The organism is Mixta sp. BE291, assembly GCF_031457955.1.
Lineage (GTDB): Bacteria > Pseudomonadota > Gammaproteobacteria > Enterobacterales > Enterobacteriaceae > Mixta.
This window is the reverse complement of sequence record NZ_JAVDXN010000003.1, coordinates 79,436-93,155: the sequence shown is the minus strand read 5'-3', so window position 1 is coordinate 93,155 and position 13,720 is coordinate 79,436. Positions and strand designations below refer to the sequence as shown.

At 55.7% G+C, this 13,720-nt stretch carries 15 protein-coding genes; 6 read left to right on the top strand and 9 right to left on the bottom strand.

Annotated elements, in window-relative coordinates:
* Positions 1–150 precede the first annotated feature (150 nt).
* Complete coding sequence (gene yacL / locus J2X14_RS08065) at positions 151–513, top strand: protein YacL (RefSeq protein ID WP_352410709.1); 363 nt, start codon at positions 151–153, stop codon at positions 511–513.
* 80 nt (positions 514–593) lie between these two features.
* Here yacL and J2X14_RS08060 read toward each other — a convergent pair whose 3' ends face one another.
* From J2X14_RS08060 to J2X14_RS08035, 6 genes are all read right to left on the bottom strand, one after another.
* A complete protein-coding gene (locus tag J2X14_RS08060; RefSeq protein WP_352410708.1) occupies positions 594–1,274 on the bottom strand; it encodes an SDR family NAD(P)-dependent oxidoreductase in 681 nt (226 codons plus the stop codon).
* Positions 1,271–1,747: a NanQ anomerase/TabA/YiaL family protein gene (locus J2X14_RS08055; protein WP_352410707.1), complete on the bottom strand. Its 477-nt coding sequence runs from the start codon at positions 1,745–1,747 to the stop codon at positions 1,271–1,273. The genes J2X14_RS08060 and J2X14_RS08055 overlap by 4 nt, the downstream gene beginning before the upstream one ends.
* Positions 1,744–2,943: a sialidase family protein gene (locus tag J2X14_RS08050; protein ID WP_352410706.1), complete on the bottom strand. Its 1,200-nt coding sequence runs from the start codon at positions 2,941–2,943 to the stop codon at positions 1,744–1,746. The genes J2X14_RS08055 and J2X14_RS08050 overlap by 4 nt, the downstream gene beginning before the upstream one ends.
* A gap of 1 nt (position 2,944) precedes the next feature.
* Complete coding sequence (locus J2X14_RS08045; RefSeq protein WP_352410705.1) at positions 2,945–4,354, bottom strand: sodium:solute symporter family protein; 1,410 nt, start codon at positions 4,352–4,354, stop codon at positions 2,945–2,947.
* A gap of 78 nt (positions 4,355–4,432) precedes the next feature.
* On the bottom strand, positions 4,433–5,317 hold the full coding sequence (locus J2X14_RS08040) for a dihydrodipicolinate synthase family protein (protein ID WP_352410704.1): 885 nt from the start codon (positions 5,315–5,317) through the stop codon (positions 4,433–4,435).
* Between the two features lie 14 nt (positions 5,318–5,331).
* Positions 5,332–6,480 carry an iron-containing alcohol dehydrogenase gene (locus J2X14_RS08035; RefSeq protein WP_352410703.1) on the bottom strand — a complete coding sequence of 383 codons (1,149 nt, stop codon included), beginning with the start codon at positions 6,478–6,480 and terminating at the stop codon, positions 5,332–5,334.
* A gap of 181 nt (positions 6,481–6,661) precedes the next feature.
* Here J2X14_RS08035 and J2X14_RS08030 point away from each other — a divergent pair, with 181 nt between their 5' ends.
* The 4 genes from J2X14_RS08030 to J2X14_RS08015 are packed head-to-tail and all read left to right on the top strand — an operon-like array spanning position 6,662 to position 10,627.
* The gene (locus tag J2X14_RS08030) at positions 6,662–7,618 is read left to right on the top strand and encodes a 2-keto-3-deoxygluconate permease 1 (protein ID WP_352410702.1); all 957 of its coding nucleotides are present in this window, start codon (positions 6,662–6,664) and stop codon (positions 7,616–7,618) included.
* Complete coding sequence (dtnK, locus tag J2X14_RS08025) at positions 7,615–8,886, top strand: D-threonate kinase (protein WP_352410701.1); 1,272 nt, start codon at positions 7,615–7,617, stop codon at positions 8,884–8,886. Before J2X14_RS08030 ends, dtnK begins: the two co-directional genes overlap by 4 nt.
* Positions 8,846–9,859 carry a D-threonate 4-phosphate dehydrogenase gene (locus tag J2X14_RS08020; protein ID WP_352411071.1) on the top strand — a complete coding sequence of 338 codons (1,014 nt, stop codon included), beginning with the start codon at positions 8,846–8,848 and terminating at the stop codon, positions 9,857–9,859. Before dtnK ends, J2X14_RS08020 begins: the two co-directional genes overlap by 41 nt.
* A 6-nt stretch (positions 9,860–9,865) precedes the next feature.
* The gene (locus tag J2X14_RS08015) at positions 9,866–10,627 is read left to right on the top strand and encodes a DeoR/GlpR family DNA-binding transcription regulator (RefSeq protein WP_352410700.1); all 762 of its coding nucleotides are present in this window, start codon (positions 9,866–9,868) and stop codon (positions 10,625–10,627) included.
* Between the two features lie 41 nt (positions 10,628–10,668).
* Here J2X14_RS08015 and speD read toward each other — a convergent pair whose 3' ends face one another.
* The 3 genes from speD to J2X14_RS08000 all read right to left on the bottom strand — a co-directional run bounded on the left by speD (position 10,669) and on the right by J2X14_RS08000 (position 12,817).
* Positions 10,669–11,478, bottom strand: coding sequence for an adenosylmethionine decarboxylase (gene speD, locus J2X14_RS08010; RefSeq protein WP_352410699.1), 810 nt, complete (start codon positions 11,476–11,478; stop codon positions 10,669–10,671).
* A gap of 14 nt (positions 11,479–11,492) precedes the next feature.
* Positions 11,493–12,365: a polyamine aminopropyltransferase gene (gene speE / locus J2X14_RS08005; protein WP_352410698.1), complete on the bottom strand. Its 873-nt coding sequence runs from the start codon at positions 12,363–12,365 to the stop codon at positions 11,493–11,495.
* Positions 12,366–12,469: 104 nt separating this feature from the next.
* Entirely contained in the window at positions 12,470–12,817 is a 348-nt protein-coding gene (locus tag J2X14_RS08000; protein WP_352410697.1) for a YacC family pilotin-like protein, read from the bottom strand.
* Positions 12,818–13,279: 462 nt separating this feature from the next.
* Between J2X14_RS08000 and J2X14_RS07995 the strand changes: the two genes are divergently transcribed.
* Positions 13,280–13,720, top strand: a complete 441-nt coding sequence (locus tag J2X14_RS07995; protein ID WP_352410696.1) for a hypothetical protein — start codon at positions 13,280–13,282, stop codon at positions 13,718–13,720.

Below are 13,720 nucleotides of genomic sequence, written 5' to 3'. Positions count from 1 at the left end.
TGCAAAAAGTCGGCTTCCCTTGCGATGATGGCTCCTGAGCGCTTTTCTTGCGAAAGCGTTGCGTCAGGCGCTGCTTTTCGTGCGTCAGGCTGCGATAATGCGTGCAATACCGTGAATTGAAGCGCAGCAGCGTGCGCGAAGGGCAGCAATATGGAATATGAATTTTTACGCGACGTCACCAATCAGGTAAAAGTGCGCATGAGTATGGGCCACGAGGCGGTCGGCCAGTGGTTTAACGAGGAAGTGAAGGGCAATATGGCGCTGCTGGATGAAGTGGAAGCGGCGGCGGCGCAGGTAAAAGGCAGCGAAAGGGAATGGCTGCATCAGGGACACGAATATCATCTCTCGCTGAATGGCGAAGAAGTGATGATTCGCGCCAACCAGCTGGCCTTTGATACCGATGAGCTGGAAGAGGGCATGAGCTACTACGACGAAGAAAGCCTCTCCTTTTGCGGCATCGAAGATTTCCTGGCGGTGATTGCCGCCTACCGTGCTTTTATGCAGGGACGCTAAGCCACAAGGGCAAGGCCGTAGCCCTTGTGTGCTTCAGACATTAGCGGCTTACGCTAAGCCAGCCAGACTGTGCGGCCAGGCTAGCTAAGCGACGCCCCGCCGCAGATCGCTATCTCCTGCCCGGTGATCGCCGCGGCGGCGGGCGAAAGCAGAAAACTTACCAGCGCGGCCACCTCATCCGGTTGAATATAGCGGCCTATCGGCGGCAGCTTTGGCGGTGAGCTGGCGCGTCCCGGCTGGTTCAGCATCGGCGTCGCCGTTGCACCCGGCGCCACCACGTTCGCGGTAATGCCGCGCGGAGCCAGTTCTGCCGCCCAGCTACGCACCATTCCGGTCATCGCTGCTTTGGTGCTGACATACTGGCTGCGGCCTGCCGCGCCGCGTGAGGTGCGGCTGCCGATCAGGATAATGCGTCCGTCAGCGGGCAGGCTTTCCGCCAGCGCATTGGCGATAGTCTCCGCCACCTGTACATGCAGATACCACAGCCGCTGGCTGATCTCCTCATCCAGTGCGCCCAGTGCGGCGGCCTGCATCATCCCGGCAGCATGAATAAACGCATCCACCGGCGGGAGCGCGGGCAGCACTTCCGCCAGCGCGCGGCGATCGCAGAGATCGACGGCAATCGAACGCAGGGCAGGATGATCGCAGCCTGCTGCCGAGCGGCTCAGCCCGCTGACCTGCCAGCCCTCCTGCAACAGCCGCTCAACGATAGTGCGTCCGATACCAGAGCTGGCGCCGGTTACCAGCGCGTGGCGGCTCATGTTTTCCCCCGCAGCATCTCAGGTGAGACCTTAAAGACCGCTTTGCGTACCCGTGCCGGTTTATCCACTGCGCACAGCGCCTGATGCGCTTCGCCCGGTGCAAAAATGGCAAAATCGCCCGGCTGTAGGTGAAGCTGCTGACGCAGCTGCGCCTGCTCCACAATAAACAGATCGGGCTTGCGCTCCTCGGCCGCGATCTGACGTGCGTCCGCCACGTCATAACCAATAATCTCTTCGCCTGCTAACAGCACCTGAATATCCAGCCACTGTCGGTGATACTCGGTATGTCGCTGGCTGGCGGGGGCGGTTTCGCTGTCGCTAATCGTGCAAAACCAGCGATCGCCCTCCGGCTGCCAGCGACCATTCGGCCTCGCCTGGAGCGCCGCCAGCGCGCATTCCGGGCGCGCCAGCAGCGCGTACAGCGTATCGGGCAGCGTCGCCAGCGCCAGCGCCTGCAAATTACCTGTAATCATGCTGTCCTCCCCGGCTGGCCGGTAACCCAGCTCTCATCCACGCAGATATATTTAATCGCCTGACGATGCCAGGTATAAGCGATATGCAGCAGGCCATCCGGCCCCTGCTTGATGCTGGGGTAAGAGAGTTCTCGATTCAGCTTCTGCTGCGAATTGTTGGTCATGCAATAACCGTCCCCTTCTTCCAGATTCCGCTGCCACGGCCAGCTTTTGCCGCCGTCTCGGGAAATAGCCAACGTCATCGGCGCACGCGGCGCGCCCCAGAAGGCGCTGCGACCGTCAGCGCCGATCGATGGCTCCTTGACGTCCGGCGCATCCTCTTCATCTTCAATTTCGTCATACAGCGAGGCGCGGCGTTCGCTGGCTTCTGCGGCGCTGATATTATTGAACACCAGCGCCAGGTCGCCGTTGCTCAACGTGGTGACCTGAATGGAGGAGTTGTTGTTAGGCAGGGCGGTGGGCTGCGGCGCGCTCCAGCTCTGGCCGCCATCGCTGGAACGGCTCTGCCAGATAAAGTCCGCCCAGCGGCTGCGGTAGAGCGCCAGCAGCGAGCCATCTTGCAGCAGCGTAATATTCATATGCACGCAGCCGGTACTGTCAGGAACCGGCACGTCCTGCCAGCTCTGGCCGCGATCGCGTGAAATTTTCACCGCGCTGATATCGTTATTGCCTACCCATTTTTCACCCGGCGCGGTCTGGCAATAGAACACCGGCAGCAGCCAGTCGCCATTGGGCATTACCACAATTGGCTGACGGATAAAGGTGCCGGGCTTATCCAGCAGCGTATTAATCTCGCCCCAACTGTTACCCAGGTCGTGCGACTGGCGATAGCGCACGATCGCCGTATCCTGATTGCCCGATTTCTGCGCGGTCCATAACAGCCACAGCACGTTATCCGGCGCCAGAAACAGCACCGGGTTTTGCTCGGAACGGCTGGCATCGTCCGAAAGGCGCTGCGCCGCCGACCATTGATCGCTGCCGTGCTTTAGCCGCGAGCAGTAAATTGAGATATCCGCAATGCCTTCCTGCGTGCCGCCAAACCAGACGCAAAGCAGGTCGCCGTTCGGCAGCGGCAGCAGATTGGCCGCATGGTTTTGCGGGCAGGGCGAGGGCAACATCGCCGTCAGGCACAGCGGTTCACCATTTGCGGTCTCAATTTTGCCTTCAAAAGGCGCGGTAAGGGTTGCTTGCATCATTTCAGGCTCCACTCTTTTGCATATTCGTTTTGCTCACCGGACGTTTTTGCGGAATCAGATGATCCAGCACCATAATCACCGCCGGGGTAATCAGGGCGATGTACATATTGTTAATGCCAAAAGGATCGCCCAGCAGATACCAGACAGAGGTCACCACGCAGGCGCCGATCAGTCCGGCATTTGCGCCACGGGCACTTTTAAAGAAAGGCAGATAAAAGGCCATCATTGCCACCACGGAAATCGACAGGCGAATCGCGCGGGTAAAGAACGAGAGCTTTAGCACTTCCGGCACGAACAGCACAAAGATCAACGGCAGAAAGCCAATCGCCAGCGACAGCCAGCGCGTCATTTTAAACTCGCGCTCCGGCGTGGGGTTGCGCAGCGGGACATAGAAATCTTTCACAATCAGCGAGGCGATGGCCAGCGCCACGGTGCTGACGCTGACGAAAATCGAGGCCACCAGCGAGGTGGTCACGATGCCCGCCAGCCACGGGTTCATATCCTGTAAGAAAACCGGCAGGGCATAGAGGCTATCGATATTAGGATGCAAAAACTTCGCGGCGACGCCGATAATCGCGATGGCGATCGCTATCGGCAGACAGAACAGAAAGGCAATCCAGGTGGCGCGCTTCGCCGAGGCGGCATCCTTAGTGGAGGAGATCGCCTGAATCACAAACTGGGTACAGAAAATCGAGCCGATAGTACCGATCAGCCAGGCAAAAATGGTGCTGGCGCCGATATGGCCATCCCAGGTCCAGTAAAAGTCCGGCATTTGCTGCACCATTGGTGAAATACCGCCGCTCATATGCAGCGCAACGCCAAGAATCACCAGGATGCCGAAATATTTTATCCCGCTGTGCAGCAGCGTTACCCAGGCCATGCCTTTCATACCGCCAAAGGCGAAGTAAAAGGTGCTGACAATGGCGGTGATAAAGGCGGCAACCGGCAGATTCACTTTCAGTACGGTTGAGATAGCCGCCGCGCCGCTGACGTAGTTCCCTACGTTCACCAGCAGCAGGGCATAAATCATAATAATGGAGATGATATTTTTCGTGGAATTGCCGTACTTCTCCGCAATCGCGCCGGAAATCGTGATTTTGCCGGTGTTATAGATACGTTTTACCAGCAGCAGGCCGAACAGCGGAAAGCCGATCGCCGCGCCAATCACCGACCAGGAAGCGGCAAAGCCGTGTTCAAACGCGGCCTGGGCGGTGCCGATAGTGGATTTTGCGCCGATATATTCTGACATCAGCATCACGCCGACGATAAACGCTGGCATCGCGCGCGAGCCTTCCATAAAGTCGCCGCTGCTTTTACTGCGCAGCCGCCAGGTCATCCAGGTGGTAAATAAGATATACGCGATCACTATTCCAATAATGATCAGCGTATCGGTAGTGGTAAATTCTTTCATTATGGCCTCTCTCAGACGTAATGAACCCGGGGGCTAACCCCCTCTTTTTCACGTAATCAGGCGGAGATATTGTTTTTGTTATTGCAGATACTGATTCACAATCTGTCGGATGCGCTGTTCGTCTGCGGCGCTGAACTGCACCGCATAGCGGCTTTCGCCGACATCCTGTCCCATTAGCGCCAGCGCTTTTTTCACCGCGGCGGGAGAGAAGGCAACGCTGTACAAATCGGTACGCAGACCGGTGACGTTTTCCTGGGCGAGTTGTGATGCGGCAAGATCGCCCGCCTGGTAAGTGCGCCAGATGGCATTGATCGCTTGCGGCGCGACGTTGGCCAGGCCCGAAATGCAGGCGGAGCAGCCTTCCACGAGGCCGCGATGAATCAGTGAATCTGGCCCGTTCAACACGGTGAAGTTTTCTGCGCCCTGCGCGGCCTGAAGAAAACCTTGCAGGCTCTCGTAGCTACCGGCGCTGTCTTTGATGCCGATGATATTGGGATGCGCGGCCAGCGTACGTACCGTTTCCGGCTGGAGCGTATTGCCGGTGCGCGCCGGAATGTTATACAAGAACAGCGGCACCTCGAGCGCGTCCGCCACGCGAAGGTAATGTCCGATCAGCTCCTCCTGTTTAAGCGGCACAAACCAGGGCGTGATCGCCGAAACGGCATCCACACCCAGCTGCGCCACCTGCTTGCCCAGGCGGATGGTTTCTCGTGTGGCGATCTCGCCAATATGCGCCACGACCGGCGCCCGACCCGCAGTCTCATCGACACAGGTTTGCGTCACCGCCAGCTTCTCTTGCTCATTCAGCACAAAGAATTCGCCGTTGGTGCCGCCACAAAAAATACCGTTGCCTGCCTGCAGCTGACGGCGTACCTGCTGGCGCTGTGCCGTGGGTTTAAAAGCGCCTGCGGCATCAAAGGTGGTGACAATCGCAGTCAGCACGCCTTCAATTTTCTGTTTCATGATTACCTCGTTATTCAGGCCTGTTGGGTGGGAAAGAGCGTCAGATAAATATCCCGCACCATCCTGGCGCTGACCTGAGTCGGGACATTTTTAATTAACCGTTGGACATCCAGCGCCGATTCCACCAGCTGCGGGAGCTGATCGGCATTGATCCCCAGCTCATCAAGGCTGGCGGGAAGCTTCAGGCGGCGCACCAGCGCGGCGAAATAGTCCACCAGCGCGTGAGATTTTTCTTCCTCGTTCAGGCGGCGATCGGCATCGGGCAATAAGTCATACGCCTGAGCGAATTTACCCACCGCCGCCGGACGTACCGCACGCATACAGGGCGCAAGCAGGATGGCGTTAGCGACGCCGTGCGGCAGGTGATATTTGCCGCCGAGCGGATAGGAGAGGGCGTGTACCAGGTGCGTTCCGGCATGGGCAATCGCCGCGCCGCCATAATAAGAGGCCCACAGCATATCGAGGCGCGCTTGCAGGTTGTGCGGCTCGGCGACACTGGCTTCCAGGCTGGCAAACAATTTTTTCAGGCCAATCAGCGCATAGTTATCGCTCACTGGATTGGCGACGGTCGCGGTAAAGCATTCAATCAAATGGCACAGCGCGTCGATGCCGGTAGAGGAGGCGATATGCGGCGGCATGCTGGTGGTCAGCTCCGGCACCAGCGCGACGTAATCGGGCAGCATCACCGGTGAAATGATCCCTACCTTGGTCTGCTGCTCCGGGATCGCCAGAATCGCGTTTGGCGTAGCCTCCGATCCGGTGCCCGCCGTGGTCGGGATCAGCAGCGAAGGCAGGCGCGCGGTGGGCTTCTCGCCCGCCAGCAGCTGATTCAGCGTCGGTGCATCTGGCAGACACAGCACCGAGAGCAGCTTGGCGACATCCAGTACGCTGCCCCCGCCAATTCCGATCACCATTTCTACCTGACGTCCGTTCAGGCTTTGCAGCTGTGCGGCGACGTCATGCTGGCTCGGCTCCGGCGGAACATTATCCAGAACGATCAGGCTCTCCGCCTGGCGCTGTAGCTGTTCCGTCAGCGCCGCCACCGCAGGAATGGCGCGGATATTTTTATCGGTCACCAGCAGCAGGCTGCGCTGGTTTTTTATCAGATAACCGATGTCGTTAAGCGCCTGAAAGCCGCTGATGAGAGTGCTGTTGATGTTCATAAGGTCTCGTATTTCCCCCCGCAGAAGCTGCGTAATGATTTTATTTATTCAAAAAAAGCACTGGTGCCCAATTTTATAGGGGAAATCGCATGTGATTAATTTGAGTTTGCTCACATTTAATCAATCATGATTGAATATAATCATTATGCAGCGCAGGAACCTTTTTACCATGGGGAAAGAGATGAAGATCAAACATACATTCGAAAAAATTCCGGGCGGGATGATGGTGGTGCCGCTGGTTATTGGCGCATGTCTGAATACCTTTTCCCCTGAGGCGCTGGAAATCGGCGGCTTCACTACCGCTTTATTTAAAAATGGCGCAGCAGCGTTGATCGGTGCCTTTTTGCTGTGCATGGGAGCGGGCATCAGTTTTCAGGCCGCGCCGCGTGCGCTGCTTCAGGGCGGCACGATCACCTTAACCAAGCTGGTTATCGCGATGGCGATGGGCCTTGGCGTGGAGTATCTGTTCGGCGCAGGCGGCATCTGGGGCCTGAGCGGGGTAGCGATTATTTCTGCTATGAGCAACTCCAACGGCGGGCTGTATGCCGCGCTGGTGGGGGAGTTTGGCAACGAGCGCGATGTCGGTGCGATTTCAGTGCTGTCGCTGAATGACGGCCCGTTTTTTACCATGATTGCGTTGGGCGCGGCCGGAATGGCGACTATCCCGCTGATGGCGCTGGTTGCCATTCTGGTGCCGCTGGTGGTGGGCATGTTGCTGGGCAACCTTGATGCCGAAATGCGCGATTTTCTGACCAAAGGCGGGCCGCTGTTGATTCCGTTTTTCGCTTTTGCCCTGGGCGCGGGCATTAACCTGGAAATGTTATTACAGGGCGGCGTGGCGGGCATCGTATTAGGCGCGTTAACCACGCTGGTTGGCGGCTTTTTTAATATCCGCGCCGATCGCCTGGTTGGTGGATCCGGCATCGCCGGTGCGGCAGCGTCCAGTACCGCGGGCAATGCGGTCGCTACGCCGCTGGCGATTGCGCAGGCCGATCCCGCGCTGTCTGAGGTGGCCGCCGCCGCCGCGCCGCTCATTGCCGCCTCAGTGATTACCACAGCGATCCTGACGCCCTTACTCACTTCATGGGTCGCGAAGCGTAACGGCAGGCTACAGCCAGCCCGCAAGGAGAATGTATGAAAATGATCGTCATCGCCGATGATTTTACCGGCGCTAATGATACCGGGGTTCAACTGGCGAAAAAGGGGGCGCGCACTGACGTTATGCTGACCACTGGACAAATGTCCTCCCGCCGCGCTGACGTGCTGGTGATCAATACCGAAAGTCGCGCCAGCGCTGCTCACGAGGCGGCGCGTGCGGTAACCGAGGCGCTATCGTCCTGGCGCCAGTTGGCTGATATGCCAATCCTGTATAAAAAAATCGATTCTACCTTTCGCGGTAACGTGGGCGCGGAAATCGAAGCCGCGCTACGCGCCAGCGGTAAAGGGCTGGCGTTGATAGCGGCAGCGATTCCCAGCGCTGGCCGCAGCACGCTTAACGGCGAGTGTTTGGTGCATCAGGTGCCGTTGGCACAAACCGAATTCGCCAGCGATCCGCGCACGCCGATCGTTTCTTCACGCATAAAAACCCTCCTTGAGCAGCAAAGCACACTGCCGATTATCGAGGTTCCTTTGGCGCAGATCCGCGCCGGAGCATTGCAGCGCTTACTCGCTGAATATGCCCGTCAGGCGCCGGTGATGGTGATAGCCGATGCTGTTACCGAGCATGATTTGTCATTAATTGCCGATGCGGCGCTGGCACAGCCGGACCTGCCATTACTGGTAGGCGCGGCGGGGTTGGCAAGCGCCTTGCCGACCTCCCTTTATCTGAAAGCGCGTCAGGCGCTGCCCGTTTTGGTGCTCGCCGGTTCGATGAGCGAGGTCACGCGCGCACAGGTTGCGCTGGCGCTCAGCAGCCAGCGGGCCGAAGCTGTCGATATCGATGTTGATCAACTGCTGGACGGTGAAAAGGAGGTTTATAACCACCAATTGATTGAGCAAGCCTGCGCCGTGCTCGATCGGGGGCAGCACTGCATTTTACGCACCAGCCGTAGCGAAGCGGATCGCTATCAAATCGAAAAGCTTTGTCAGCGTACGCAGCTCAGCCGCGCGCAGTTGGGCGAGCGTCTGAGCCAGCGGCTGGGTGAGCTGACGCTGGCGATTCTCGACAAAACGCGTATCGGTGGATTGTTTTTGACCGGCGGTGATATCGCCATTGCGGTTGCTCAGGCGCTGGGCGCGCAGGGCTATCGCATTCAACAAGAGGTCGCGCCCTGTATCCCATGCGGCTGTTTTATTAACAGCGAGCTGGATGATTTGCCGGTGATTACCAAAGCCGGCGGTTTCGGTTCTGAGAGTACGCTTTGTGATGCGCTCTCGTTTATTGAGGAGATGTACTGTGACCACTAAAACCATCGCGGTAACCATGGGCGATCCGGCCGGTATTGGCCCGGAAATTATTGTCAAAGCGCTTGCGGAAGGGGAGTTAAACGGCGCGCCAGCCGTGGTGATCGGCTGTCTGGAGACGTTAAAACGCGTGATGGCGCAGGGCAACCTCCCGCAAATGGAGCTGAAAGAGATTACCTCGGTGGCGCAGGCGCATTTCACGCCCGGCACCATTAACGTGCTGGATGAGCCGCTGGCCGATGCACAGGCGCTGGCGCCCGGTAAGGTTCAGGCGCAGGCGGGCGATTTAGCGTACCGCTGTGTGAAGCGCGCCGCGGAACTGGCGCTGGCGGGCGACGTCCATGCCATTGCCACCGCGCCGTTAAATAAAGAGGCGCTGCATTCGGCCGGTCATCTCTATCCTGGTCATACCGAATTGCTGGCGCAGCTGACCCAAAGCAAAGATTACGCGATGGTGCTTTATACCGATCGGCTGAAAGTGATTCACGTCACCACGCATATCGCGCTGCGTAAATTTCTCGATACGCTGAATCAACCGCGCGTGGAGACGGTGATCGGCATGGCGGACACCTTTTTACGCCGCGTTGGCTATGCGCAGCCGCGCATCGCGGTGGCGGGCGTCAATCCGCACGCCGGAGAAAATGGTCTGTTTGGCGATGAAGAAATTAACATTGTTGGCCCGGCGATTAAGGCGATGCAGGAAAAAGGGATTGATGCTCGCGGCCCTTGTCCGCCGGATACGGTTTACCTTCAGTGTTATGAAGGGCAGTACGATATGGTGGTGGCGATGTATCACGATCAGGGCCATATTCCGCTTAAGCTGCTGGGCTTTTACGACGGGGTAAATATCACTGCAGGCCTGCCGTTTATCCGCACGTCTGCCGACCACGGTACCGCATTTGATATTGCCTGGACAGGTAAAGCGAAGTCTGAGAGCATGGCCATCTCGATTCAACTTGCGATGCAACTTGCATAGGGAAAGATGAAAGGACAAAGTCGCCTCGACCAGATTATGGATTACCTGAAAGGGCATAATCTGGTTACCGTTGATCAACTGGTGTCGGCCATTTCCGCCTCGCCGGCCACCATCCGCCGCGATCTGATTAAGCTGGATCGGGAAGGGGTCATTAGCCGGACGCACGGCGGCGTAACGCTAAACCGTTTTATTCCTGAGCAGCCGACAACCACGGAAAAAAGCCAGCGCAACCTGGCTGAGAAACAGGCGATTGCGCGTGCGGCGGCGGCGCGGGTGAAAGCGGGCGATTCGGTGGTGCTGGATGCGGGCACCACCATGCTGGAGCTGGCGCGCCATCTGACGCACCTGCCGCTGCGGGTGATTACCGCCGATCTGCATATTGCGCTGTTTCTTTCCGGTTTCCGGCAAATTGAAGTAACGATTATTGGCGGACGCATTGATGATTCCAGCCAGTCATGTATCGGTGAACACGGTCGCCGCCTGTTGCGCTCGCTGCATCCGGATATCGCTTTTGTCAGCTGCAACTCCTGGAGCCTGGAAAAAGGCGTGACCACGCCCACCGAAGACAAAGCGGGACTCAAGCAGGATCTGCTGCTTAACGCGCGTCAACGCGTGCTGCTGGCGGACAGCAGTAAATATGGTTCCTGGTCACTGTTTTGCGTGACGCCGTTGCAGGCGTTAACGGAAGTCATCACCGATGGCCGGTTAGCAGAAGAGGATCAAGCGCTGCTTAAGGCACAAGACTTTGCCTTAACGCTGGCGGGATAAGCAAAACGGGGCGGCTGCGCCGCCCCGGTAACGCGCGGGCTTTACTGCGTTTTCAGGCCAAGAGAGGGAATATTGCGGCCATAATAGATTTCACGCATCTCTTTCCACAACAGATCGGTAATCCGCTTATGTTCCTGCGGGCTTAACTCTTCCGGTCGGGTGTTGAACAAGTAATGTTTGAGATCGAATTCTTTCAGCAACATCTTGGTGTGAAAGATATTTTCCTGATAGACGTTCACATCTACCATGTCATACATCGCTTTCATATCTTCCGACATAAAGTTCTGTATTGAGTTGATCTCATGATCGATAAAGTGCTTCAGGCCGTTAACGTCACGGGTAAAACCGCGCACGCGATAGTCAACGGTCACGATATCCGATTCCAGCTGGTGGATAAGGTAATTCAGCGCCTTCAGCGGTGAGATAACGCCGCAGGTCGAGACTTCGATATCGGCGCGGAAGGTGCATAATCCGCCTTCAGGATGGCTTTCCGGGTAGGTATGTACGCAAATATGACTTTTATCCAGGTGCGCCACCACCGAGCCCGGCAGCGGGCCAGGATGTTCCGAATTATCAATATCCTTCGGATCGATCGGCTCTTCGCTCACCAGAATGGTGACGCTGGCGCCCTGCGGTTCATAATCCTGACGCGCAATATTCAGCACGTTAGCGCCGATAATTGAACAGGTTTCGGTCAGGATTTCAGTCAGGCGATTAGCGTTGTATTGCTCATCAATATAAGCAATATAGCCATCGCGTTCAGCCTCACTGTTCGCATAGCAAATGTCGTAGATACAAAAACTCAGGCTTTTCGTCAGGTTGTTGAAGCCATGTAGTTTCAGCTTTTGCAATTTAGTTCACCCCCTTATAAATGCCCGATCGGTGCCGACAGCGCATTCAACAGATATTGCGGCAGAGCAAAGCTGCCGGTATGAATTGCCGGATTATAGTAACGGCAGTTCAGGCCTGCTGACGCAAAGCGCGCCTGCAGCGTAGCGGTATCAAGCTGACGCAGCGCCGGGTTATCGCTTGCCCAGGCGAAAGTCATAATGCCGCCGTAATAGGTGGGCACCGCCGCCTGATAAAATGTGACATCGCTGAAATAGTGACCCAGTTTGCGATAGCTGGTGACTGCTTCATCCTGTTGCAGAAAGCTGACGCCATTCTGCGCGACAAAGATGCCATTTTCATTAAGGCAGCGCTTACAGCCCTGGTAAAATTCGGAGGTAAACAGGCTTTCGCCTGGCCCCACCGGATCGGTGCAGTCTGAGATGATCACATCAAACTTTTCGTTGGTTTGCGTAACGAAATTGACTCCATCGTCAATCACCAGACGGAAGCGCGGATCGTCATAGGCACCAGCGCTGTGGTTGGGTAGATACTGGCGGCAAAACTCGACCACGCCTGCGTCGATTTCCACCATCGTGATCTGTTCCAGCCCGGCGTGGCGGCTGACTTCACGCAGCATGCCGCCATCGCCGCCGCCGATAATCAACACCTTTTTGGCGTTGCCGTGAGCCAGCAGCGGAACGTGCGTTAACATTTCGTGATAGATGAATTCATCGCGCTCGGTGGTCTGTACTACGCCATCCAGCGCCATGACGCGACCGAAAGCCGCATTTTCGAAGATAATGAGATCCTGGTGCTCGGTTTTTTCACGATAGAGCACCTTGTCTTGCGTGAAATATTGACCGAAGCCGGCATGAAGCGTTTCATACCAAATTTCATTTTGGGCCATGGTGGGACTCTCCTCAGAATAGCCATGAAAATTGGGCGGAACATCATAGCTAACTCTGATGGGGGTTGCACGGTCAAATTAGCAGCAGGCGCGCGAACAGGGGATTATTTAACGTAAGCCAGCAGGCTGAGTGAATCACGCGCCAGGGACTTACATTTCTTATCGTTAGAGACAGCAATCCCGCTCAAATCGCGATAGCTCTCTTCTCCCAACAGTTTCATGTTGTAGCTGCCGTAGTTGGTCAGATCCCAACGGTTCTGCTGGGCAAAGAAAACCAGCGCCTTGCGGATTTGCGCATCAGGCAGATCCTGATAGCCGCAGTCGTTTTTTAGATAAACAAATACCGCGGTCAGATCGGCCAGATCTTCCGCTTCTGATTCGCTAAGCGCAAAGCTGGTGGATGAGAAGCCAAGAAGCCCCGACAGCAACAGGACTTTGATGCCCTTCGTCATAATCATTCTCTAAAAATTGCAATAACCTGACGTTAGCACAGTTATCAGCGCGCTTCAGGCCATTTTTACGCTTTGTTGCCGTTTGTGTTAAAAATCGTCATTTTTGCCGTATGGCTGTTGCCGGTTGATGCCTGGAGCAAGCAGTAGATGCATTATCAAACTGGCCAGGGGCGAGACTTGTGACGTATCAAATGAAAAAAATAGTTTAATCATAAGTTGGCTATTAAAAGATAAAATGAGATGTTTCGGACAGGCAAAGTGCGTTAAACATAAAAGAGTAAATTGAGCCATGTCTGATAGCGATAAATGTATCTTCCAGAGAAGCTCACAGACCCAAGGCTTTTGAGTTGATAACTAGCCAATCTGTACCGTGACGCATAATCTGTAATATGCATAAAAATTTAACTCTGCTGTGCCGCCTTTTCGCTATAAAAAATATCTTTGATAAAGGAGGAGATTAGTATGGCTATTAAAAGCTTCTATTATTCTCAATTAGCAGATTTAAGGATAGAGGGGGTTGGGCTGCATGCGAGCTATTCTATTCATCTGGTTATAAAAGATGAAAATATGGAAAGCGGTAAACATGTCTATGTTGCAGCAACAGGTAGGAGCAATGCAGCTAAAGCCGCTGGCTCGGGAAAACTTTTATTCTGGTGTAAGGTAAGGACCTCGTTTGATAATAAAACCTATGTCTTAGAGAGGGCAAAAGGGGATGTTTGGGCGACAGGTATAGATGATATAGTCATAGGAGCCACTTCTTTTTTCTTACCCATTACAACCTGGTTTACACCATCTTTAGAAGTTGAAGCAGGGTACTTTTATGACTCAGGCCATACAGGAACGGTTCCTCCCATGCCGCCAAGTATGAAAAGATTGATAAGCCTGACACCATTTCAAAGGTAA

Excerpts from the sequence above, each read along its gene's own strand:
- J2X14_RS08020 (WP_352411071.1), top strand. The coding sequence starts at position 8,846 with ATGCGCTCTCGTTTATTGAGGAGATGTACTGTGACCACTAAAACCATC.
- J2X14_RS08045 (WP_352410705.1), bottom strand. The coding sequence starts at position 4,354 with ATGAAAGAATTTACCACTACCGATACGCTGATCATTATTGGAATAGTG.
- J2X14_RS08000 (WP_352410697.1), bottom strand. The coding sequence starts at position 12,817 with ATGACGAAGGGCATCAAAGTCCTGTTGCTGTCGGGGCTTCTTGGCTTC.
- J2X14_RS08040 (WP_352410704.1), bottom strand. The coding sequence starts at position 5,317 with ATGAAACAGAAAATTGAAGGCGTGCTGACTGCGATTGTCACCACCTTT.
- speE (WP_352410698.1), bottom strand. The coding sequence starts at position 12,365 with ATGGCCCAAAATGAAATTTGGTATGAAACGCTTCATGCCGGCTTCGGT.
- J2X14_RS08035 (WP_352410703.1), bottom strand. The coding sequence starts at position 6,480 with ATGAACATCAACAGCACTCTCATCAGCGGCTTTCAGGCGCTTAACGAC.
- J2X14_RS08055 (WP_352410707.1), bottom strand. The coding sequence starts at position 1,747 with ATGATTACAGGTAATTTGCAGGCGCTGGCGCTGGCGACGCTGCCCGAT.
- J2X14_RS08060 (WP_352410708.1), bottom strand. The coding sequence starts at position 1,274 with ATGAGCCGCCACGCGCTGGTAACCGGCGCCAGCTCTGGTATCGGACGC.
- yacL (WP_352410709.1), top strand. The coding sequence starts at position 151 with ATGGAATATGAATTTTTACGCGACGTCACCAATCAGGTAAAAGTGCGC.
- J2X14_RS08030 (WP_352410702.1), top strand. The coding sequence starts at position 6,662 with ATGAAGATCAAACATACATTCGAAAAAATTCCGGGCGGGATGATGGTG.
- J2X14_RS07995 (WP_352410696.1), top strand. The coding sequence starts at position 13,280 with ATGGCTATTAAAAGCTTCTATTATTCTCAATTAGCAGATTTAAGGATA.
- J2X14_RS08050 (WP_352410706.1), bottom strand. The coding sequence starts at position 2,943 with ATGATGCAAGCAACCCTTACCGCGCCTTTTGAAGGCAAAATTGAGACC.
- J2X14_RS08015 (WP_352410700.1), top strand. The coding sequence starts at position 9,866 with ATGAAAGGACAAAGTCGCCTCGACCAGATTATGGATTACCTGAAAGGG.
- dtnK (WP_352410701.1), top strand. The coding sequence starts at position 7,615 with ATGAAAATGATCGTCATCGCCGATGATTTTACCGGCGCTAATGATACC.